The organism is Flavobacterium tructae, assembly GCF_001853485.1.
GTDB lineage: Bacteria > Bacteroidota > Bacteroidia > Flavobacteriales > Flavobacteriaceae > Flavobacterium > Flavobacterium tructae.
The window spans coordinates 549,074-570,087 of the sequence record NZ_MIKE01000023.1 but is presented as its reverse complement, the minus strand read 5'-3'; the positions used below and the strand labels follow the sequence as shown (position 1 = coordinate 570,087).

22 protein-coding genes and 1 tRNA gene are annotated in these 21,014 nt (G+C 35.8%); 7 read left to right on the top strand and 16 right to left on the bottom strand.

Annotation, left to right across the window (positions count from 1 at the left end):
- Both BHE19_RS13450 and BHE19_RS13445 read left to right on the top strand, forming a co-directional pair.
- Entirely contained in the window at window positions 1–921 is a 921-nt protein-coding gene (locus BHE19_RS13450; protein ID WP_070907531.1) for a DUF2279 domain-containing protein, read from the top strand.
- 99 nt (window positions 922–1,020) lie between these two features.
- Window positions 1,021–1,668: a peptidoglycan-binding protein LysM gene (locus BHE19_RS13445; protein ID WP_070907530.1), complete on the top strand. Its 648-nt coding sequence runs from the start codon at window positions 1,021–1,023 to the stop codon at window positions 1,666–1,668.
- 137 nt (window positions 1,669–1,805) lie between these two features.
- Here the strand turns inward: BHE19_RS13445 and scpA are convergent, their stop codons facing one another.
- From scpA to dnaA, 12 genes are all read right to left on the bottom strand, one after another.
- Window positions 1,806–3,944, bottom strand: coding sequence for a methylmalonyl-CoA mutase (scpA, locus tag BHE19_RS13440; protein ID WP_070907529.1), 2,139 nt, complete (start codon window positions 3,942–3,944; stop codon window positions 1,806–1,808).
- Window positions 3,945–3,959: 15 nt separating this feature from the next.
- Window positions 3,960–4,250, bottom strand: a complete 291-nt coding sequence (locus BHE19_RS13435) for a type II toxin-antitoxin system RelE/ParE family toxin (RefSeq protein ID WP_070907528.1) — start codon at window positions 4,248–4,250, stop codon at window positions 3,960–3,962.
- On the bottom strand, window positions 4,240–4,476 hold the full coding sequence (locus BHE19_RS13430) for a hypothetical protein (RefSeq protein ID WP_070907527.1): 237 nt from the start codon (window positions 4,474–4,476) through the stop codon (window positions 4,240–4,242). The genes BHE19_RS13435 and BHE19_RS13430 overlap by 11 nt, the downstream gene beginning before the upstream one ends.
- A gap of 44 nt (window positions 4,477–4,520) precedes the next feature.
- The gene (locus tag BHE19_RS13425; protein ID WP_070907526.1) at window positions 4,521–5,885 is read right to left on the bottom strand and encodes a methylmalonyl-CoA mutase subunit beta; all 1,365 of its coding nucleotides are present in this window, start codon (window positions 5,883–5,885) and stop codon (window positions 4,521–4,523) included.
- Between the two features lie 16 nt (window positions 5,886–5,901).
- Complete coding sequence (locus BHE19_RS13420; protein WP_017498627.1) at window positions 5,902–6,234, bottom strand: FtsB family cell division protein; 333 nt, start codon at window positions 6,232–6,234, stop codon at window positions 5,902–5,904.
- 132 nt (window positions 6,235–6,366) lie between these two features.
- Window positions 6,367–6,975 (bottom strand): uridine kinase, encoded by a 609-nt coding sequence (gene udk, locus BHE19_RS13415; RefSeq protein ID WP_017498626.1) that lies wholly within the window; start codon window positions 6,973–6,975, stop codon window positions 6,367–6,369.
- A 218-nt stretch (window positions 6,976–7,193) separates the two neighbouring features.
- Window positions 7,194–8,075, bottom strand: coding sequence for an SDR family oxidoreductase (locus BHE19_RS13410; RefSeq protein ID WP_017498625.1), 882 nt, complete (start codon window positions 8,073–8,075; stop codon window positions 7,194–7,196).
- A 77-nt stretch (window positions 8,076–8,152) separates the two neighbouring features.
- Window positions 8,153–9,280 (bottom strand): methionine aminotransferase, encoded by a 1,128-nt coding sequence (locus BHE19_RS13405; RefSeq protein WP_070907525.1) that lies wholly within the window; start codon window positions 9,278–9,280, stop codon window positions 8,153–8,155.
- Window positions 9,281–9,330: 50 nt separating this feature from the next.
- Complete coding sequence (locus BHE19_RS13400) at window positions 9,331–9,747, bottom strand: energy transducer TonB (protein ID WP_070907524.1); 417 nt, start codon at window positions 9,745–9,747, stop codon at window positions 9,331–9,333.
- A 20-nt stretch (window positions 9,748–9,767) separates the two neighbouring features.
- Entirely contained in the window at window positions 9,768–10,481 is a 714-nt protein-coding gene (locus tag BHE19_RS13395; RefSeq protein ID WP_070907523.1) for an SAM-dependent methyltransferase, read from the bottom strand.
- Between the two features lie 34 nt (window positions 10,482–10,515).
- Window positions 10,516–10,983, bottom strand: a complete 468-nt coding sequence (locus BHE19_RS13390) for a low molecular weight protein-tyrosine-phosphatase (protein ID WP_026110208.1) — start codon at window positions 10,981–10,983, stop codon at window positions 10,516–10,518.
- Window positions 10,984–10,992: 9 nt separating this feature from the next.
- Window positions 10,993–12,420 (bottom strand): chromosomal replication initiator protein DnaA, encoded by a 1,428-nt coding sequence (dnaA, locus tag BHE19_RS13385; protein WP_017498620.1) that lies wholly within the window; start codon window positions 12,418–12,420, stop codon window positions 10,993–10,995.
- A gap of 187 nt (window positions 12,421–12,607) precedes the next feature.
- Here dnaA and BHE19_RS13380 point away from each other — a divergent pair, with 187 nt between their 5' ends.
- Window positions 12,608–13,012, top strand: coding sequence for an acyl-CoA thioesterase (locus BHE19_RS13380; protein WP_070907522.1), 405 nt, complete (start codon window positions 12,608–12,610; stop codon window positions 13,010–13,012).
- Between the two features lie 31 nt (window positions 13,013–13,043).
- On the opposite strand, the gene BHE19_RS13375 is transcribed toward BHE19_RS13380, so the two are convergent.
- The 3 genes from BHE19_RS13375 to ribD form a co-directional block, all read right to left on the bottom strand.
- Window positions 13,044–13,676: an IMPACT family protein gene (locus tag BHE19_RS13375; RefSeq protein ID WP_070907521.1), complete on the bottom strand. Its 633-nt coding sequence runs from the start codon at window positions 13,674–13,676 to the stop codon at window positions 13,044–13,046.
- Window positions 13,677–13,848: 172 nt separating this feature from the next.
- Window positions 13,849–14,451, bottom strand: coding sequence for an HAD family hydrolase (locus BHE19_RS13370; RefSeq protein WP_070907520.1), 603 nt, complete (start codon window positions 14,449–14,451; stop codon window positions 13,849–13,851).
- Window positions 14,444–15,493, bottom strand: a complete 1,050-nt coding sequence (gene ribD, locus BHE19_RS13365; protein ID WP_070907519.1) for a bifunctional diaminohydroxyphosphoribosylaminopyrimidine deaminase/5-amino-6-(5-phosphoribosylamino)uracil reductase RibD — start codon at window positions 15,491–15,493, stop codon at window positions 14,444–14,446. The genes BHE19_RS13370 and ribD overlap by 8 nt, the downstream gene beginning before the upstream one ends.
- A 109-nt stretch (window positions 15,494–15,602) precedes the next feature.
- Here ribD and BHE19_RS13360 point away from each other — a divergent pair, with 109 nt between their 5' ends.
- Together BHE19_RS13360 and prmC are read left to right on the top strand one after the other, a co-directional pair.
- Window positions 15,603–16,088 (top strand): GNAT family N-acetyltransferase, encoded by a 486-nt coding sequence (locus tag BHE19_RS13360; protein WP_070907518.1) that lies wholly within the window; start codon window positions 15,603–15,605, stop codon window positions 16,086–16,088.
- Window positions 16,089–16,173: 85 nt separating this feature from the next.
- On the top strand, window positions 16,174–17,028 hold the full coding sequence (gene prmC / locus BHE19_RS13355) for a peptide chain release factor N(5)-glutamine methyltransferase (protein ID WP_070907517.1): 855 nt from the start codon (window positions 16,174–16,176) through the stop codon (window positions 17,026–17,028).
- 92 nt (window positions 17,029–17,120) lie between these two features.
- Here prmC and BHE19_RS13350 read toward each other — a convergent pair whose 3' ends face one another.
- The gene (locus BHE19_RS13350; RefSeq protein ID WP_070907516.1) at window positions 17,121–18,365 is read right to left on the bottom strand and encodes an ABC transporter permease; all 1,245 of its coding nucleotides are present in this window, start codon (window positions 18,363–18,365) and stop codon (window positions 17,121–17,123) included.
- 208 nt (window positions 18,366–18,573) lie between these two features.
- Here BHE19_RS13350 and hisS point away from each other — a divergent pair, with 208 nt between their 5' ends.
- On the top strand, window positions 18,574–20,001 hold the full coding sequence (hisS, locus tag BHE19_RS13345; RefSeq protein ID WP_070907515.1) for a histidine--tRNA ligase: 1,428 nt from the start codon (window positions 18,574–18,576) through the stop codon (window positions 19,999–20,001).
- A gap of 737 nt (window positions 20,002–20,738) precedes the next feature.
- Window positions 20,739–20,809 (top strand) — tRNA-Trp (locus BHE19_RS13340).
- Window positions 20,810–21,014 lie beyond the last annotated feature (205 nt).

Below are 21,014 nucleotides of genomic sequence, written 5' to 3'. Positions count from 1 at the left end.
TTGAATTTTAAAAGCATATTTTTTTTATCGGTTTTAGGGTTTTGGAGTGTTTTTTCAGTGAACGCTCAAAGCAGGGTTGAAAATTTTTTAACGCCTTCGGATACTTTAAATAAAAAAAGACAAAATACAGTCATATTTACCGAAGCTACTCTGGCTTCGGTAACTTTGCTGGGTTTGAATCAGCTTTGGTATGCTGATTATCCCCGCTCTAATTTCCATTTTATAAATGATAATAACGAATGGCTTCAGATGGATAAGGTGGGGCATATGTATTCGGCTTATCATTTAGGAAGATTTGGTGCTGAAATGATGAAATGGAGTGGTGCTGATCAAAAAAAACAATTAATTTATGGTGCAGGTTTTGGCTTTGCCTTTCTGACGGCTGTCGAAGTATTAGATGGATTTTCATCAGAATGGGGCGCTTCTTCAGGAGATGTTATTGCTAATGCCACCGGTACTGCCTTATATGTTTCTCAGGAATTACTTTGGAAAGAACAGCGTATTGTTCCAAAATTCTCTTTTAATACTACACAATATGCAAATTTAAGGCCTAAAGTATTGGGAAGTTCGCTAAATGAACAGCTTTTAAAAGATTATAATGGGCAAACCTATTGGCTCTCTGTAAATCTTCATTCTTTCGCAAAAGAGAGTAAAATTCCAAAGTGGTTAAATGTAGCCTTTGGGTATGGAGCTGATGGAATGTTAACCGGAAATTTACAAAATGATAATCCTGATTTCACACAAAACCCGAAAAGATTTCGTCAGATTTATCTTAGTTTTGACGTAAATTTGACGAAAATTGAAACAAAATCACATTTTTTAAAGACTATTTTTTCCGTTTTTAACACAATAAAAATTCCGGCGCCAACTCTCGAATACTCCGCCAATAAAGGGCTTAAAGCGCATGCCTTCTATTTTTAGAAAACATTAACTTGTTGATTATCAGTATAATTTGTTTTTTATTACCTTTGCATCGTAGAAATTTCAAAAAGGTGACAGCGTTTTGAAGAAAAACAATTTATGATAAAGAAGTGGTATTTTTATGCGAGTTTGATCGTTATTATTACATTTTTGACTTTGGGTTTTAAACCCTTTAATCTGGAAACCAAACCGTGGTTTCTAATAGAAAAAACAGATGGATCTGAATACGTATTTCCATCACAGGAAGAGGATGATTATCCTACCTTACACAAATTAAACACTCCATTTACCGGAAAACGCCTTATTGGATTCAAAGAAGCTGTAGCTTTTAAGGAATCTCAAGGGAAATATCGTTTGGTAAATTCGCTAGGTTATATGGGGAAATATCAATTTGGGACTCAGGCACTGAGAGCTATTGGTGTTCAAAACAACAAAGCCTTTTTAAAAGACCCTGCCTTACAGGAAAAAGCATTTCTGGTGTTATTGTCTAAAAACAAATGGATTTTACGCAATGAGATCGAAAAGTATGAAGGGAAAATTATTAACGGTATTGAAATTACAGAGTCTGGTATTTTGGCTGCTGCTCATCTTGGTGGTGCAGGTTCAGTTAAAAACTTTTTTAAGAACAAAGGAGGGCAACACTTTAGAGATGCCTATGGAACTTCTTTAAAAAGTTACCTTAAAGCCTTTGGCGGTTATGATCTTTCGTTTATTGAAGCGGATAGTAACGCTACAATACACCATTAATAAAGTGTAAGCTTTATAAAGAAAACCTGCTGTAAAAAGCAGGTTTTTTTATGGCCGTTTTTAATCGATAATATAGGATGATATCAAGAAGCATAAAAAAAGAGAGGCAATTGCCTCTCTCGTAATGAATTTATCTTCTAATCAATTAAAATTTCTAAGATTTTAATGGCCGCTTCACTAATTTTTGTTCCGGGACCAAAGACAGCTACTGCTCCGGCATCAAAAAGAAATTGGTAATCCTGTGCGGGAATTACTCCCCCCACAATAACCATAATATCTTCGCGTCCGTGTTTTTTAAGTTCTTCAATCACCTGAGGGACTAAAGTTTTATGTCCGGCAGCCAGTGATGAAACTCCTAAGATGTGAACGTCATTTTCAACCGCTTGTTTGGCAGCTTCAGCCGGAGTTTGGAAGAGCGGACCTATGTCTACGTCGAAACCTACATCGGCATAACCTGTCGCAACTACTTTTGCACCTCGGTCATGTCCGTCTTGTCCCATTTTAGCAATCATAATTCTGGGACGTCTTCCTTCTTGTTTGGCAAAGGCATCTGCTAATTGTTTTGCCTTTTCAAAATTCTCGTCATTTTTTATTGCTGCACTATACACACCGCTAAAGGATTTAATTTGTGCTTTGAATCTGCCGAATACACTTTCAAGGGCATCGCTAATCTCTCCTAAAGTCGCTCGGTTTCGGGCTGCTTCAATTGCGATTGCGAGTAGGTTACCTTCTCCGGTCTTTGCACAATGAATTAATTTTTCGAGTGATTGATTTACTTTTTCAGTATCTCTGGTTTCTTTAATTTTTTGAAGTTGATCCACCTGCTGCTTGCGAACCATTTGGTTGTCAACATCCAGAATGTGTAGAGGATCTTCTTTTTCTAATCGATATTGATTTACACCAACAATTATATCTTGTCCACTGTCTATTCTGGCCTGTTTTCTTGCCGCAGCTTCTTCGATTCTTAATTTCGGAATTCCCGCTTCAATAGCTTTTGTCATCCCGCCTAATTCTTCGACTTCTTCGATAAGTTTCCAGGTGCTTTTGAGAATTTCATCCGTTAAGCTTTCCACATAATAACTTCCTCCCCACGGATCCACGGTTTTGGTAATTTTAGTTTCTTCTTGTAAAAAGATCTGCGTATTACGCGCAATTCTTGCCGAGAAGTCAGTAGGCAGAGCAATAGCCTCGTCTAATGCGTTTGTGTGCAAGGATTGTGTTCCTCCAAAAGCAGCTGCTGTGGCTTCGATACAAGTTCTGGCGACATTATTAAACGGATCCTGTTCAGTTAAACTCCATCCACTAGTCTGACAATGGGTTCTCAGCGCCAAAGATTTATCACTTTTGGGATTGAATTGCTGTACCAGTTTTGCCCAGATCATTCGACCTGCTCTCATTTTGGCAATTTCCATAAAATGATTCATTCCGATAGCCCAAAAGAAAGACAATCGGGGAGCAAAGTCATCAATACTCATTCCGGTAGAGAGACCGGTTCTAATATATTCCAGACCGTCGGCTAAGGTATAGGCCAATTCGATATCGGCAGTGGCACCCGCTTCCTGCATGTGGTATCCCGAAATTGAAATAGAGTTGAATTTGGGCATTTTTTGACTTGTAAATTCGAAGATGTCAGCAATGATCTTCATCGAAGGAGTCGGAGGGTAAATATAAGTATTACGCACCATGAACTCTTTCAGAATATCGTTTTGAATGGTTCCGGATAATTTCCCAATCGGCACGCCTTGTTCTTCTGCCGCAACGATATAAAAAGCCATAATAGGTAAAACGGCTCCATTCATAGTCATTGAAACCGACATTTCATCAAGTGGAATCTGATCGAATAGTATTTTCATGTCTTCGACAGAATCGATGGCTACCCCGGCTTTTCCAACATCACCAACTACTCTTTCATGATCGGAATCGTAACCACGATGGGTAGGTAAATCAAAGGCAATCGAAAGTCCTTTTTGTCCCGCGGCCAAATTTCTTCTGTAAAAAGCATTACTTTCCTCAGCGGTCGAAAATCCTGCATATTGACGAATCGTCCACGGACGTCTTACATACATGGTAGCGTAAGGTCCGCGCAAGTTGGGTGCAAACCCGGCTCCAAAATCAAGAAATTCTAGATCTTCAAGATCCTTTTCAGAGTATCTTTTTTTGAGCTCAATTCCTTCGGCCGTGGTGAAGTTATGAGTTACGGGTTCTGAGTTATGTGCCAGTTGGTCTAACTTTTCACGGTTAACATCTAACTTAATATGTGTAAGGTCTTTTCTCAATTGTAAAAATGTTATTTAGAATAAGTTTAATTCACTATCTCTCGATGTGTGAAAAATAGATTTAATTACGATGCTGTTTTTATAAATAGAATAATGTATCGCGTATGGAAACGTTTTTAAAAAGATGATTCGAATATTGTCATATCTAATCTGAAAAGATAATGGATTACTTTTAAGGATTGAGATACTTTTTTTAAAGGAATCATTGAATTTGTTACCTAATTTTGGATGTATATTTTTATAATAAAGCAAGGAATTTTTATAATCTGCTTTTGCCTCTTCAATAATGACTACTTTATAGATCATTTTCGATTTCTTTTAAAAAATCATCAATGTCAGAGACATTGTCAGGTTTTTTTAAATAGTTTTCGGTTCTTTCCCTAACCTGATCAATTTGCCATTGTGGAATTTTATAGTCATCATGCTGTACCGGTAAAATAATTACTTCAACTTCATTTGCTACAAAATCGTCCGGCAGAATTATGGTTATGGAATGATTTTTAACTGATAGTATTTGTCTGATCGCTTCCATAATTATTTTGATTTATACTCAAATATAGTCATTTGAAATTAATTTCATTCAAGTTCCAATCGCTCCTGCTCCAGTTTTTCGGCTAATCTTTTTTCTATTAATGGAGTAATTAATGTTTTTCTTGGTTTTATTTTTACGAAAGGAAACAATTCTAAATCATGTTTCATTTTGTCTTCTTTGTTCGGATGTTTGTTCGTACCTAAGAGAATCTCCTTTTTAGAATCGAATAATTCCTGTTCTTTTGCAGCACTTTCCTGAATTTTCTTCTTGATCGTTCCGTCATTTAAAAGTTTTAAGAATCCTCCATTTGCTTCAATGTCTTTAAACAGGGTTAAACTTTTTTCGGCCAGCTGCATCGTCAGACTTTCAATGTAATAACTTCCGTCTGCCGGATTATCAACCTTGTCAAAATAGCTTTCGTGTTTTAAAACCAGTAATTGATTGCGGGCAATACGATCACCAAATTCATTGTCTTTATGATACAAAGAATCGTAAGGAAGGTTGGCTACAGCATCTGCACCGCCTAAAATGGCCGACATGCATTCTGTGGTTGTGCGCAACATGTTAACATTGTAATCGTAAATCGTTTTATTTCGTTTGGTAGGAGTTACTAATAAATGACATTCTAAGTCAGGATTATATTCAGCAGCGATTAATTTGAAAAGCATGCGCAATGCACGAAGTTTAGCAATTTCAAAGAAATAATTAGTTCCTACTGAAACTTCAAAAACAATTGGTTTTAAAGTATTCGGAAAGCGGTTCAAATATTCATTGGCATGTGCTAAGCTATAAGCAATTTGCTGCGTGATAGTAGCACCTGCATTTTGATACAAACCTGAGTCGATACTTAAAAATGAAATGTTGGCTGTTGCTTTTGAAATTTTTTCCAGCGTTTCAAAATTATTTTTATCTGCTGTAGAAAACCAGTTTCCTTCTCTTGCCAATTGTCCAATAGGATCAGTATTGCAATAAAAAGTGGCTTTCTTTTGAATTGAAATCTGGTCCAATAGCTTTACGAAATCGATTGAAATGAAATTCAAATTAAAGTAAACAATTCTATTTTCTAAAGGAAGTGTTTCCAGTAATTTTTGAACATCAATGGTTTTGTCTTCAATTGTGAAACGCAGACTTTCAGCGCCTCTTTCAAGTGTATTGATGGCTCTTTGAATTGATTTATCAATATCATAAACAAAAATGTTCTGGCAAATTTTAAAGTCGGATACCTGAGTTTTTACCGTTGCGGCCTTTGTAAATTCATCAGTGTGGTAAAATGGTTTTACCTGAATGTCTTCGGGAGAATTCCAAATTACGGTTTGGTTGTAATCGGCTCCATCTAATTCAAACTGAATTTTTTGTTTCCATTGTTTGGATGAAATAGGGCTAAAATCGTCGAACAGGGTAGTGGCCATTGTGTATTTTTTCGGGTTATTCTTTATCTTGAATGGTATCTCCTTCAAAATGTATGATGTAAATATCTTCGCTGTCTTTTTTCATAAAGTACTTTTCGCGGGCATATTTTTCAATTTGTTCAGGATTTTTGAGCTGTTTGATCTGTTCCTGATCTTTTTTTATTTCGTCCTGATAGTATTTTTTATTGTCTTGTAATTCATGAATCTGGTTGTCCAGAAAACGATGATCAAAATAAGAATAATTATCTAAGAATAACATCCATATTACAAAAAAGAGCAACACCCAAACGTATTTGTTGCCCAGGAGTTTAAACCATTTTTTGTCTTTATATGGGTTTTTAATTTTCATTTAACCGATTGCGTTTTATAATTTCGATTGATGTTTTGGTTTTGATATAAGTGATAATCCTTTTGTGCCATTTTCGGGCACAAAAGGTGAAATGTATCTTCTAATTTTGATGCATTAAATTTACAATAAAAATTATAAAATTCGCTGATTAATTACAGCCCGGACTACATCAATGGCCACGGTATTGTATTTGTCGTTTGGAATTATAATGTCGGCGAAAGCCTTAGAAGGTTCTATAAACTGTTCGTGCATTGGCTTTAAGGTGTTTTGATAACGTGTTAAAACCTCGTCAATATCACGTCCGCGTTCTGAAATGTCTCTTTTTAAACGACGGATTAATCTTTCGTCTGAGTCGGCATGAACAAAAATTTTGATGTCAAAAAGATCACGTAATTCCGGATTGGTTAGAATTAAAATTCCCTCAACAATCATTACTTTTCTTGGGTGAGTTGAAACCGTATCGTCGGTTCTGTTGTGCTGTATGAAAGAATATACAGGCTGGTCTATGGTTTCCCCTGCTTTTAAAGCTTTAAGGTGTTTTACCAGCAATTCAAAATCGATCGCACGCGGGTGGTCGAAATTGATTAATGCTCTTTCGTCAAATGACAAATTGTTAGTCTCTTTATAATACGAATCCTGAGAAATTACACCCACTTCTGTGTCCGGTAATTCATTCATGATTTGGTGTACTACTGTCGTTTTTCCACTTCCTGTTCCTCCTGCAAGTCCAATAATGAGCATAAAATTTGTGTTATATATTTGTTCGGCAAAAATAATAATTTAAGTGGATTCATAATGGTATCCGAACTTTAAAATTGAATTTATGCGGATAAGTTTAACTAAGGTTTTGAAAGGATTACAGGAACTATGCAAAAAAAATCCCGATAGCAATGCCATCGGGATTTGGTGCAATCAGTATAGTTTTAATAAAATATTCTGAATTTAGTAAGCACTTGTAATTATTTATTCTTTTTGGCTTTAATCATCATTTCAAGCTGATCCCAAAGTTCTTCCGGGATTGCTTCTAGTAAATTAAACTGTCCGGCACCTTTTAACCACTCTCCTCCATCAATTGTAATAACGTCTCCATTTACATAAGCTGAAAAATCTGAAACTAAATAAGCTGCAAGATTAGCCAATTCCTGATGATCGCCTACACGTTTTAAAGGTACTTTTTTCGCCATATCGAATTTTTCGGCAAGATCTCCCGGTAGTAATCGATCCCAGGCTCCTTTTGTAGGGAATGGCCCCGGAGCAATTGCGTTAGAACGAATTCCGTATTTTGCCCATTCAACGGCTAAACTACGGGTCATTGCCAGTACTCCCGCTTTTGCGGTTGCACTAGGTACTACATAGGCTGAACCTGTCCAGGCATAAGTTGTAACAATATTTAAAATCGTAGCAGAGGTTTGTTTGGTGTCAATCCAGTGTTTTCCAAACGCAAGTGTACAGTTTTTTGTGCCTTTTAATACAATATCAATAACGGTGTCAAAAGCATTCGCAGATAAACGTTCTGTTGGCGAGATGAAATTTCCGGCTGCATTGTTCAAAAGAACATCAACCTTTCCAAAAGTTTTTAAAACTTCCTGAAGCATGTTCTCCACTTCTTCGTAATGACGAACGTCACATTGAAGCGGTAAACATTTTCCTCCGGTTTCAGTTTCAAGTTCAGCGGCAGTGTTTTTAAGCTTTTCTAAATCTCTTGAAGTAATGGCTACCTGAGCCCCTAATTCTAAAAAGTATTTGGTCATGGCTTTTCCTAAACCGCTTCCTCCACCTGTAACAACAATAACTTTGCCTTTTAAAGCATCATCTCTTAACATTTTATCTGTATAGCTCATATGTATTTCTTTTTATTACAATATTAATTAAATAAATAGGATGCACGCATAATAATGTTATAAAATTTTAATAAACTTTAAATATTACCTAATTTTTTTGCGGCAGCTTCTAGTGTGAAATTGTCTTTAGCAAAGCAAAAGCGAATCAGCTTTTGATCTTTGTGGTCGGAATAAAAAGTAGAAATCGGAATTGCGGCGACGCCATGTTCTGTGATTAATTTTTTACAGAAAGTAACATCGTCATCGGCTGAAATATTGGCATAAGAAGCCACCTGAAAATAAGTTCCTTCGCAGGGTTTTAATTCAAATCGGCTATTTTGAAGTAGTTTTTGAAAATAATCTCTTTTTTCCTGATAGAACTTTCCAAGTAAATTGACATCGACAATCTCCAGATATTGACTGATGGCAGCCTGTGAAATACTATTCACACTAAAAACCAGAAACTGATGTACTTTTTTAATTTCCTTCATTAAATGTTCCGGAGCAACGGTGTAGCCAATTTTCCATCCCGTAATATGAAATGATTTTCCAAAAGAAGAAACCATGATACAACGGTTTAAAAGAAATTCTTTGGTATGCGCCGAAATGTGTTTTTCTTCAAAAGTAATGTATTCGTAAACTTCATCAGACAGGACAAGAAGGTCAGGATGTTTGGATAATAGTCTCTCTAAGTGAGAAAAATCATCCTGAGTCAAAATTTTACCTGTTGGATTATGCGGATTGTTGATGATAATCATCTTCGTTTTTGAAGAACAGGCTTTTTCTATTGTTTCCCAATTTGGGGTGTAATCGTCGTTTAAGGCGACACGAACAGGTTTTGCGTTGCACAACAAAACAGGAGATTCATACGAATCGTAGCTCGGATCCAGAATGATGACTTCATCACCGGTTTTGACCAAAGCTAAAATTGTAGTGAAAATTCCCTGAGTGGCTCCCGCTGTTACCAGAATTTCAGTTTCCGGATGAATGGTTCTGTTATAAGATTTCTGAACCAATTGTGCTATTTGTTCCATTAATGGAGGAAATCCTGCCATTGGAGTATATTGGTGTACGTTTTCTTTTGCTAATCGCGCAATGATATCGGTCAATCTTTCATCAACAGGGAAATTCGGGAATCCTTGTGAGAGATTTATTGCGTTGTATTCCGCTGCCATTTTAGACATGACCGTAAAAATACTGGTGGTTACATTGGGAAGTTTACTCATGATAAAGTTTGATTAGGGGAAAACTTGTGAGTGATACAGATGAATCTTGTCTAGCTTATAGTTATCGCGCCTGTATTCAAGGTTCTTACTTCTTTTGTTTTATGCTTGCCGGGCTTCCATTTTGCAGCAGACTTTAAAACACGGGTTGCTTCATCTCCGGTTTTAAACCCAAGATCTCTTATAATCTTTATATCACTAACAGAACCGTCTTTTTCGATGATAAAAGTGAAGTAGATTTTTCCTGTTAGAGTTGGTTTTTCAGCGGGTTTTATAAAATTTCTGTTAAGGAAGGCAGTGAATTCAGTGACACCGCCAGGGTATTCGGGTTTTTCCTCTATTCCTTTGAGATCATAGACAGTATTGTCATTCGAAATTGAACTTGCTGTTGTTTTTTCAGATTCTTTATTGGTTTGCGAAAATGTAATTTGGACAAAGCAGATCAGAAGTAGAAGAAGAAACTTTTTCATTATGAATACGGTTTAATAGTTTACATTTTATGAATAATAAAAATGGTAGGGCGTTTGTCAATATCTATTTTTAGCTTTTTCCAATCAGAAACCCGCATTGTTTTAATGAATTCTGTTGGTAAAGTAATATCTGTTGCAATACAAAGATGTGTTGATGGATTTAAAATCTGTAAAAGATCTTCGATTAATTTGTTGTTTCTATACGGAGTTTCAATAAAAAGCTGTGATTGGTTTTTATCTTGTGATAATCTTTCGAAATGACGAATTGCTGATTTTTTTTCGTCTTTATCAATAGGTAAATAGCCATTGAAAGTAAAACTTTGTCCGTTCATTCCGGAAGCCATCATAGCTAATAAAATAGAAGAAGGCCCCACTAAAGGTACCACCTGAATTCCTTTTTCATGTGCCAGCTTTACAATTACGGCACCGGGATCAGCAACACCGGGACAGCCGGCTTCGCTCATTAATCCAACATTTTTTCCTTCCAGCAAAGGTTTGATGAAGTCTAAATGTTCGCTTGCTTCTGTACGTTTATTAAGGGTAAAAAGAATCAGTTCTGATTGTTTTTTTTCCGGCGAGACTGCTTTTATGGATTTACGGGCCGTTTTTTCGTTTTCAACGATATAGTGATCTATAAAATCGATACTTCTTTTGACAGTTTGAGGTAAAACATCCATAGGGTCGCTTTCGCCCATTGTTGTTGGAATTAAGTATAGTTTTCCCAGGAGTTTCATAGATGTCTTTTTATTTTGTTAGGAAAAGAAGAGCTTATGAATGTTTTTCGATAAGTTTCTTCGAGATGATATCGGTTACTTCGTCTAACATTTGATATACATTTTCAAATCCGTTGGTAACGCCAAAGTAAGGATCCGGAACATCTACGTTTTCATCGGGAAATAATTCGTCTAAAATCAGACGGACTTTGTTTTTATGTTCTTCAGTCTGAGCCAGTTTTATAACGTCGTCATAGTTAGAAGAATCCATCACGTAGATGTAATCAAAAGTATTGAAGTCAGCAGGTTTGAATTGTCTTCCTTTTTGGTTTCCAATGTCGAGGCCGTTTTTTTTGGCTACTGCTATAGATCGTTTATCAGGGGAGTGTCCTACATGCCAGGATCCGGTTCCGGCTGAGTCAACGATGAAATTATTTTTGGGTAATTTTGAAGCTAAAATACCTTCAGCTAAAGGTGATCTGCAAATGTTTCCCAAACAAACCATTAAAATTCTTACTGGCATGATGCGCGTTTATAGCGTTAGTTTTTTGTTGATGTCTTCGACAAATTTTTTGAATTGTTTGTCTGTAGAAACTAAATTGTCAACTGTTTTGCAAGCGTGTAATACGGTAGCGTGGTCGCGATCTCCAATTTGTGAGCCAATGTTTGCCAAAGAAGCTTTTGTGAATTTCTTTGCAAAAAACATGGCCAATTGTCTCGCCTGTACCACGTGCCTCTTTCGGGTTTTAGATTGAAGTGTTTCAACATCCAACTGGAAATAATCAGACACAATTTTTTGAATATAATCGATAGAGATTTCTCTCTTTACATTTTTAACAAATTTCTCTACAACACTTTTGGCTAACTCAATAGTAACTTCTTTTTTATTGAATGAAGACTGAGCAATTAAGGAAATAATGGCTCCCTCTAATTCTCTAACGTTACTCTTGATGTTACGTGCTACATATTCAATAATATCTTCCGGCATTTCAACACCATCACGATATAGTATGTTTTTTAAGATAGAGATACGAGTCTCGTAATCCGGTTGGTGCAGCTCGGCAGAAAGCCCCCATTTGAAACGGGATAATAAACGCTGCTCGATATCCTGCATGTCAACAGGTGCCTTGTCAGAAGTAAGGATTACCTGTTTTCCGTTTTGATGTAAATAATTGAAAATATGGAAGAATACATCCTGAGTTCCTGATTTTCCGGATAAAAACTGAACGTCGTCAATAATTAAAACATCGATTAACTGATAAAAATGAATAAAATCATTACGATTGTTCTTTTTAACAGAATCAATATATTGCTGCGTGAAAATTTCGGCAGAAATGTATAAAACCGTTTTTTCAGGGTATTTGTCTTTTACTTCCACACCTATAGCATGTGCCAAGTGTGTTTTTCCTAATCCAACTCCTCCAAAAATCAATAACGGATTAAAGGAAGTTCCTCCAGGCTTGTTGGCAACTGCCATACCTGCAGAACGGGCTAAACGGTTTGAATCTCCTTCAAGGAAATTATCAAAACTGTAATTTGGATTTAACTGAGATTCAATTTTTAAATTTCGGATTCCCGGAATTACAAACGGATTCTTAAGTTCAGGATTTAGGTTTTTAAACGGAGCATCAACCTCTTGAGGTTTCATTGGAACTCTGTTGGAACTTGGCAGCTGCTCGGTAAACGGCTGTTTATTTCCATAAGTGTTCTCCATTTTAATTTTATAGAGTAACTTTGCGTTTTTTCCCAGTTCTTTGGTAAGTGCAACTTTCAATAATTTTACGTAATGCTCTTCGAGCCATTCGTAGAAAAATTTACTTGGTACTTGAATGTATAACGCGTTATCGGTTAGTTCAACTGACTTGATTGGCTCAAACCAAGTTTTGTATGCTTGATCTTGAATATTGTCCTTTATAAAAGACAAACAGTTTTCCCATACCGATTGAGCAGTTTTAGTCATAGATTCAAATAAATTTTCTTATTATTGATAAAGATTCTCCTAATAAAAAAGGAGCAGTTTTATTCCGTATTTCGGGATAACAAATATGTGAACAAATTTCTGTAAAAAAAAATATTTTGAACTCTAATTTTATAAAAAAAAGTTGTAAGTAAACTTTTTAAACTTAATTTTTTTTAATCTGAAAATAATGAAAAATCATCAAACGCAAGTGCGTGTCCGTTACTCTGAAACCGATCAAATGGGCGTTGTTTATCACGGAAATTATGTGCCATATTTTGAGATTGGACGAGTGGAATGGCTTAGAAATAAAGGGATTTCGTATAAAAGCATGGAAGAAAGCGGTATTGGATTGCCAATTGTTTCAATGCAGATAAATTATAAAAAATCGGCACGTTATGATGAGCTTCTTACTATTCATACAGCTTTCAAAAGTCAGTCATCTGTTAAGATTGAATTTGATTGTGCAATCTATAATGAAGCAGATGAGTTATTAACAACTGCTGTGTTTATTTTAGTATTTATTTCGTTAAAAACGGGTCGTCCTACAGCGCCTCCAGATTACATTTTAGAATTATTTAAAACACTGGTATAATTGTTAAAATGTGACGGCTTTTAATGTCAAATTATATAATTTTAATATCGATTTCAAACATTAAATCAAAAATGTCGAATATTGTTTCGGCATTTTTTTTTCGTGTTTTGGTTGTTATTTTGCCAATTGGAAGTCCTGAGTCTTCATTAATCTCCATTTCCTGAGCTGTAATTTCGAGTTTTTTTTCTTTTATAACCCGCATAACCCGATTCATATTTTTGTAATCAAAAGAGATTAAAAAGTGAACGTCTATTGTCTTTTCTATAATCTCACAGGCTTCCAGCGCCATTTGTGCTGTTGTTTTGTAAGCAGTGATCAGACCGCCAACACCTAGTTTAATTCCTCCATAAATCCGAACCACTACAATTAAAACGTTGGTTACGCCAAAAGATTGTATCTGTCCGTAAATTGGTGCGCCTGCAGTGTTACTGGGTTCTCCGTCGTCATTGGCGCGGTAGGAAATTTTTGGTGCGGTTCCTAATTGGTAAGCATAACAATAATGTACGGCATGGGGATGCTGCTTTTTTAAGTTCTCAATAATAGGTTTTACCTCGTCTTCACTTTCGATAGGATAGGCATAGCCAAAGAATTTGCTGCTTTTTTCTTTTAAAAGCACTTCTTCAGATTCAAAAGAAATGGTCTGGTACGTATCGTTAATTTCCAAATTGAGTTTGATTTTTTTTAGCCACTGATTAAAAAAGATTAAATGGATTTTATCTTTTTGTGTTTATGATTGATTTCTAAACTAGGGTTGATTTTTTAGTCACAGATTATAATTGTAATGAAATCGGCGCAATCGGCGTAAAAAGAATCATTTTAATCTGTGGCAGAAAACGTTAAAGGATTTGTTTGTCAAATAAATCAATAACATCTTCTTGTCCAACTTGTAAATTCCAGACATGAAATCCCAGTGCTGCGGCTGAATCTGTATTTTCTTTTTTATCGTCTACAAACAAAGTTCTTTTTGGGGATAGTTCGTGTTTGTTGATGAGATATTGAAAGACTTCTGCATTTGGTTTTCGCATGCCAATTTCAAATGAAAAATAAACTTTTTCAAAGCATTGATAAAAATCACTGTAAAACGAAATACCAGTTTTACTTTCGAAAGTTTCAATATGTATAGAGTCAGTATTACTCAATAGAAACAAGCGGTATTTTTGAGACAGCAGTTGTAAAAATTCCAGTCGGTATAACGGGAAGTCTGCTAAAATGGCGTTCCAGGCTTCCAGAATTTGTTCGGTAGTGGCATTTGGAAGTTGTTTTTGAAAGCCCGTCAGAAAATCCTCAGTTGAAATGTCTCCGGTTTCAAACAAAAGATTCAATTGATCTAATTCTGTATTCCATTCTTTTAATCCTAATTTCTGCAATCCCGAAATAGTTGCCTGTTTGTCAAGATTGATGAAAATATCTCCAAAGTCAAAAATTATAGTATCAATCATGATTTCTAATGTTTAATAATTCGTCGTCGAGAATATTGGTTTTTGTCACGTTATCTTTTGGAATAAGTGGTGCTTTAGTTCCGTTTTTGAAAGAGGTTTTTCCAATAAAAATGCGGGCTTCGTCCCAAATATTCTGGTCTATAAAGGATTGTAAAGTCTTAGCGCCTCCTTCGATAATAACAGACTGAATCTGATTTTGATACAAAGCTGTTGTGATCTGCGGTACAATGCTACGTTCAAAATCGATTACTGTAAAGGTAGTGTTTTCTGTTGGAAGGCTGGTTTCAGATTTTGTAAATACGATGGTTTTTACGCTATCGTCAAAAACAAAACTGTCTTTCGAAATGCGGTTATTTTGATCCAAAATAACCCTCACCGGATTATTCCCTGACCAATCTCTGGTATTTAATTTCGGGTTGTCATCAATAACAGTTTGTGTTCCCGCTAAAATTGCCTGTTCTTCACTTCTCCATTTGTGAACCAATTGTCTGGAATAGGAATTGGTGATCCAAATTGGTTCTCTTTCTGCATTTTTTTGTTTTTCAGGAGATAAAAAACCATCCTGACTTTCGGCCCATTTTAATATTATATAAGGTCTCTTTTTTTGGTGAAAAGTAAAAAAGCGTTTATTAAGTTCGTAACATTCTTTTTCTAAAACTCCAACAGTAACATTTGCTCCGGCTTCGATTAGTTTTTTGATACCCTTTCCTGCTACTTTTTCATTGGGATCAACAGTTCCAACAACCACATGTGGAATTTTATGTTCTATAATTAAGTCACAGCATGGAGGTGTCTTCCCAAAATGGCTGCAAGGTTCTAAACTAACGTATATCGTCGCTTTGCTTAACAGTGATTTGTCTTTTACAGAACGTACGGCATTAACCTCTGCATGTGGTTCTCCCGCTTTTTTGTGCCAGCCTTCTCCGATGATCTGATTGTTGTAAACAATTACGCTCCCAACCATGGGGTTTGGATAAGTAGTTCCAAAACCATTTTGAGCCAGTTCGATGCAGCGTTTTATGTATTTTTCATGTATATTCACGATACAAAAGTAGTTAATTTTGAGTTTAGTCCCGATAGTTTTGGGGGAGTTAAGCAACTATCGAAAAAGTATTTTTACTTTTGTAATGACATTAAAGGAGTAATGAAATATGGAAAATTGGACTATTAGAGCTATTAAAAAAGAAGACAATCAGGCAGTTGCATATTTAATACGATCCGTATTTGATGAAATGGAAATACCTAAAGTAGGAACTGCTTATGAAGATCCGTATTTAGATTTAATGTTTGAAGAATACAATAAGCCGAAATCAGTTTATTATGTGGTTGAAAAGGAAGATGAAATTATAGGCTGCTGTGGAATTGCGCCTTTAGAAAATGGTTCTCCGGAGATTTGTGAGTTGCAGAAGATGTATTTCTTGCCGAAAACCAGGGGCTTGGGAATTGGAAGTGTGATGATGAAGAAGTGTTTAGAGCAAGCGAAAATTTTTGGTTTTGAAAAATGTTATATCGAGACGATGCCTTTTATGCATGCCGCGCAAAAATTATATGTAAAATCAGGTTTTGAATATTTAGAAGCTCCTATGGGTAACACAGGTCACAGTTCCTGTCCTGTTTGGATGTTGAAAAAATTATAGGAAATTAGTGTAGCAAATTAACGTTACAATACTTATCTTGTAATACGGTTGCCCTTGGCTGAAAAATAATGCTCAAATACCCAAAATGAAAATCAAACAATATCGGACTCAGTTCATTAAAGATTTATCACCCTTTTACGATGCGTATGAAGCGGAAAGTTTTTTTTATTTAATTCTTGAAGATAAGCATCAATTACGACAAATTGATTTGGCATTGAATCATGAATTGGCTTTTTCAGAAGATGATTTTCTGATTTGGGATTTTTTAGTACTGCAATTAAAGAAAGAAGTTCCGATTCAGTATTTGTTAGGTAAAACTCATTTTTATGGCTTAGATTTCGAAGTCAATGAAAATGTTCTGATTCCCCGTCCCGAAACAGAAGAGTTGGTGGAATGGATTGTTAATGATAATTCAGGAGGAACTAAATCAAAAAAAATCAAGATTCTTGATATTGGAACCGGCAGTGGCTGCATTGCCATTTCTTTGGCAAAAAACCTTCCCCATGCAGAAGTGTATGCAATTGATGTTTCTAAAAAAGCTATAGCAACTGCTAAAAGAAATGCGGTCCGGAATAAAGTTGAAGTTACTTTTATGCTTCAGGATATTTTAGAGACAGAAGAATTGAAGCACAACTTTGATGTCATTGTTTCAAATCCGCCTTATGTACGGAATTTAGAAAAAGAAGAGATTAAAAAGAATGTTTTGGACTATGAGCCGCATCTTGCTCTTTTTGTAGACGATAATGATGCTTTGATTTTTTACAGAAAAATTGCTGAGCTGGCCAGGGAAAATCTTTTACAAAACGGACAATTGTACTTCGAAATCAATCAGTATCTGGGGAAAGAGATGATTGATTTATTAGAAAAGATGAATTTCAACAATATTGAACTGAAAAAAGATATTTACGATAATGATCGTATGATTAAGGGAACTGTTTGAGTTTGCAGTCGCAGTCTCAATTTTTAGTCTCAGTTTTCAGTTATACAACTAACTGTAAACTGCAACTGAATACCGCGACTGAAAACTAGAAATTATTCATATCGTAATGCTTCAATCGGATCCAGTTGTGATGCTTTTATTGCCGGATACAGACCGGAAACAATGGCAACCATAAAACTGGTAGCAAAAGCAGCAAAGATAGCTACCCAAGGAATTACAAAAGCAAAACTCATCGCGGCTGCAAAGGCAAATCCAACAAGAATTCCTAATACAATACCAACCAAGCCGCCTATTTGACCAATTAATAAGGTTTCGATAAAAAACTGTACTGAAATCGTTATTTTGGTTGCTCCCAGGGCTTTTCGAACGCCAATTTCACGGGTTCGTTCTGTAACCGAAACAATCATAATGTTCATTAAAGCAATTGATGACCCCAGAATCGTGATGATACTAATAATCCAGGAGGCCCATCCCAGATATTTGGTGATTCCCAGAATTCGGTTAATTAAATCGTCACTTCTCCCAATACCAAAATTGTTGTCACGAACAGGGCTTAATTTGCGAACCCTGCGCATCGTACTTGTGGCATTGTCTACAGCTTCGTCCAAAAGTTCTTTTTTTGAAACCATCACGCTAATGGTGTAGTTGATTTTTGGTGTAGTAAACAAAGATCGTGCGACCTGAATTGGAATTAAAACACGTAAATCCTGACTGTTTCCGAAGGTTGAACCTTTTTCTTTTAAAACACCGATTACTTTGAATCGGGCACCACGGATAGAGATAATTTTATCAATTGGATTAACGTCTTTTAGTAAGCCTTTTTCAAAATCAGAACCTACAACACACGAGTAAGTATTGTTTTCAATGTCGAATTGGTTGAAAGAACGGCCTAAAGTAGTTTCCAGACCTGAATTAGAGATAAAATGCTCGTCGACACCAACAATCGTAATTTCCGGATCGGTTTTTTGGTCTGAATATTTTACTTCAGCTTTAGAGGTAGCGGTAAAAGAAAGTGAAGTTTCGGTAAAAGGATATTTGTATTTATTTTTGAAGGCTACTGCCTCTGGGTAAGAAATAATCGGATTGATGATTTCGCGTTCGTTTCCTCCTCTGTTTTTTAGATTGTTTTCGTATTGATTGATGTTAAAGGTGTTGGCACCCATGGATGCAAAATTGGTCGAAACCGTATTCTCAAGTGCCGTAACGACCGTCAGGATTCCTACCAAAGCAGTAATTCCGATAGCAATAATTAAAACGGTAAGAATTGTACGCAGCAATTGAGTTTTGATAGAACCAAAAGCAATTCGGATATTTTCTTTAAATAATTTTAGCATCATGATCTATTTGTCACGAAAATACGTTTTTTGTTACAAGTTTGTTTTCGAAGTGGTATTATTTATTTTAAAAAGTAAGATATTTGCAGTCGTTCAGAATCTGAGAAAAAGAAGTTCTGAAAAGACAGTAATTCATAAGGAGATTTTTAAATTTTAAGATTCAAAAAAAATCTAATAATTTAAAGATCCAAAAATCTAATAATCTAAAAAAATGGCTTCAAAACCAAGCATACCACAAGGAACAAGAGATTTTTCACCAGCGGAGGTGTCAAAACGTCAATATATTATTCAGGTTATCAAACATAATTTTGAGAAATTTGGCTTTCAGCCGATTGAAACCCCTTCATTTGAAAATTCAGATACTTTGATGGGGAAGTACGGGGAAGAAGGAGATCGTTTGATTTTTAAAATATTAAATTCAGGAAATTTTTTCTACAATAAAAGTAAAATTGAACTGCCAAAATCTATCGAGCAGCTTCAGGCTGTTTCTGCTGATAAAATTACTATTGCAGAAAGAGTTGAATTAAATTCGTTTACAAAACAAATTTCTGAAAAAGCATTGCGTTATGACTTAACAGTTCCATTTGCGAGATATGTGGTGCAACACCAGAATGAAATCGAGTTTCCGTTTAAAAGATATCAGATTCAGCCGGTTTGGAGAGCTGATCGTCCGCAAAAAGGGCGTTTTAGAGAGTTTTTCCAGTGTGATGCCGATGTGGTGGGCTCAAAATCGTTGTGGCAGGAAGTAGAATTAGTGCAATTATACGATACCGTTTTTACTGCATTAGGTTTAGAAGGGGTAACCATTAAAATCAATAACAGAAAAATTTTATCCGGAATTGCTGAGGTGATTGGTGCTTCTGATAAGTTAATTGATTTTACGGTGGCTCTTGATAAACTGGATAAAATTGGTGAAGGTGGTGTGAAAAAAGAAATGATCGAGAATGGTATTTCTGAAGAAGCATTGGTAAAAGTGCAGCCTCTTTTTAGTTTTACCGGAACTTTTGCAGATAAAATTAATCAGCTTTCCGATTTATTAGCAGCGTCAGAAGAAGGAATGAAAGGAGTGGAGGAGCTTAAATTTATTTGTGACAATGTGGCAACTTTGGGATTGTCGACAGCTACTTTAGATTTAGATGTGACTCTTGCTCGTGGATTAAACTATTATACCGGAGCCATTTTTGAAGTAGCGGCTCCAAAATCAGTTTCGATGGGTTCTATCGGAGGTGGTGGAAGATACGACGATTTGACGGGTATTTTTGGTTTGAAAAATATGAGTGGTGTTGGAATTTCTTTCGGACTAGATCGTATTTATTTGGTTTTAGAAGAACTTCAGTTGTTCCCGGAAACTGTTTCGGCGACTTCAAAAGCATTGTTTATTAATTACGGAGATGCAGAGGCTTTGTATGCGTCACAGGCCATTCAGAAATTACGTCAGGAAAATATAAAAGTAGAGCTTTATCCGGATAACGTAAAAGTAGGGAAACAGTTTCAGTATGCTGATAAAAGACTGATTCCTTTCGCGGTAATTGCAGGAGATCAGGAAATCGCTTCGAATTCGTATTCACTTAAAAACCTGGTAACAGGCGAGCAGATTACGGTAGATTTTGAAGGATTGAAAAATGCTTTGCTGGCTTAGATTTTTATGCTGAAATAAAATATTTTTTTGCGCAGATTCAGTCGAATTTGCGCATTTTTTTTGCTTAAACGAGATCTAAAAAAGGAATAATTCGAGAATTCGTAACAGAAAGGAGACAAGTCTGACGTGATTATTTTTCACACAGATTCGGCAGATTAAGCAGATTTTTTGTTTTTGCGTAAGCTTGTTAAGAACTAATTCGAGAATTCGTGGCGGAAGGGAGACAAGTCTGGTGTGATTTTTTTCACGCAGATTCGGCAGATTAAGCAGATTTTTTGTTTTTATGTAGGCTTGTTAAGAATTAATTCGTGAATTCGTGGCAGAAAGGAGATAAGTCTGGTGTGATTTTTTTCACGCATATTCGGCAGATTAAGCAGATTTTTTGTTTTTATGTAGGCTTGTTAAGAACTAATTCGAGAATTCGTGGCGGAAGGGAGACAAGTCTGGTGTGATTCTTTTCACGCAGATTAAGCAGATTTTTTGTTTTTATGTAGGCTTGTTAAGAACTAATTCGGGAATTCGTGGCTAAAAAAGATAAGTTTGGCTTGATTTTTACTTCAAGCAGATTTACTTTTAAATCCGTTAGTAAATGGTCTGTTCAAAGAATGTTTTTTGTAATTCGTTGCAGAAGAAAAAGTTAGGTAAATAGCTGTAGCGTTGCTGATTTTTTATTGAATTAAAAGCGGTGAAATAGTTGCCGGAAGAGAAAAAAAGCGTTTAATTTGCGACTTCAAAATACGGGCGTAGTTCAAGGGTAGAATAGCGGTCTCCAAAACCGTTGATGGGGGTTCGAATCCCTCCGCCCGTGCAATAATAGTCTTGCTTCCTCTGTTGAAGATTATTGCTTTACTGACTTAGTTCTTTATGTCAGTTGGATAAGTTGGAGGTTTTTGTCTCTCATAGATTCTGTAAATTTATTTTGGTTGAAAAGCCACATTAGAAATAATTCGCGAATTCGAGATGGTCAAAAAATGTTCTAATACAATCACAAAAGAAATCATAAAAAAAAGCTT

Excerpts from the sequence above, each read along its gene's own strand:
- prmC (WP_070907517.1), top strand. The coding sequence starts at position 16,174 with ATGAAAATCAAACAATATCGGACTCAGTTCATTAAAGATTTATCACCC.
- BHE19_RS13380 (WP_070907522.1), top strand. The coding sequence starts at position 12,608 with ATGAAAAATCATCAAACGCAAGTGCGTGTCCGTTACTCTGAAACCGAT.
- BHE19_RS13420 (WP_017498627.1), bottom strand. The coding sequence starts at position 6,234 with ATGAAAATTAAAAACCCATATAAAGACAAAAAATGGTTTAAACTCCTG.
- BHE19_RS13360 (WP_070907518.1), top strand. The coding sequence starts at position 15,603 with ATGGAAAATTGGACTATTAGAGCTATTAAAAAAGAAGACAATCAGGCA.
- udk (WP_017498626.1), bottom strand. The coding sequence starts at position 6,975 with ATGCTCATTATTGGACTTGCAGGAGGAACAGGAAGTGGAAAAACGACA.
- BHE19_RS13400 (WP_070907524.1), bottom strand. The coding sequence starts at position 9,747 with ATGAAAAAGTTTCTTCTTCTACTTCTGATCTGCTTTGTCCAAATTACA.
- BHE19_RS13390 (WP_026110208.1), bottom strand. The coding sequence starts at position 10,983 with ATGCCAGTAAGAATTTTAATGGTTTGTTTGGGAAACATTTGCAGATCA.
- hisS (WP_070907515.1), top strand. The coding sequence starts at position 18,574 with ATGGCTTCAAAACCAAGCATACCACAAGGAACAAGAGATTTTTCACCA.
- BHE19_RS13370 (WP_070907520.1), bottom strand. The coding sequence starts at position 14,451 with ATGATTGATACTATAATTTTTGACTTTGGAGATATTTTCATCAATCTT.
- BHE19_RS13410 (WP_017498625.1), bottom strand. The coding sequence starts at position 8,075 with ATGAGCTATACAGATAAAATGTTAAGAGATGATGCTTTAAAAGGCAAA.
- BHE19_RS13350 (WP_070907516.1), bottom strand. The coding sequence starts at position 18,365 with ATGATGCTAAAATTATTTAAAGAAAATATCCGAATTGCTTTTGGTTCT.
- BHE19_RS13425 (WP_070907526.1), bottom strand. The coding sequence starts at position 5,885 with ATGGCCACTACCCTGTTCGACGATTTTAGCCCTATTTCATCCAAACAA.
- dnaA (WP_017498620.1), bottom strand. The coding sequence starts at position 12,420 with ATGACTAAAACTGCTCAATCGGTATGGGAAAACTGTTTGTCTTTTATA.
- BHE19_RS13435 (WP_070907528.1), bottom strand. The coding sequence starts at position 4,250 with ATGATCTATAAAGTAGTCATTATTGAAGAGGCAAAAGCAGATTATAAA.
- BHE19_RS13430 (WP_070907527.1), bottom strand. The coding sequence starts at position 4,476 with ATGGAAGCGATCAGACAAATACTATCAGTTAAAAATCATTCCATAACC.
- BHE19_RS13405 (WP_070907525.1), bottom strand. The coding sequence starts at position 9,280 with ATGAGTAAACTTCCCAATGTAACCACCAGTATTTTTACGGTCATGTCT.
- BHE19_RS13395 (WP_070907523.1), bottom strand. The coding sequence starts at position 10,481 with ATGAAACTCCTGGGAAAACTATACTTAATTCCAACAACAATGGGCGAA.
- BHE19_RS13445 (WP_070907530.1), top strand. The coding sequence starts at position 1,021 with ATGATAAAGAAGTGGTATTTTTATGCGAGTTTGATCGTTATTATTACA.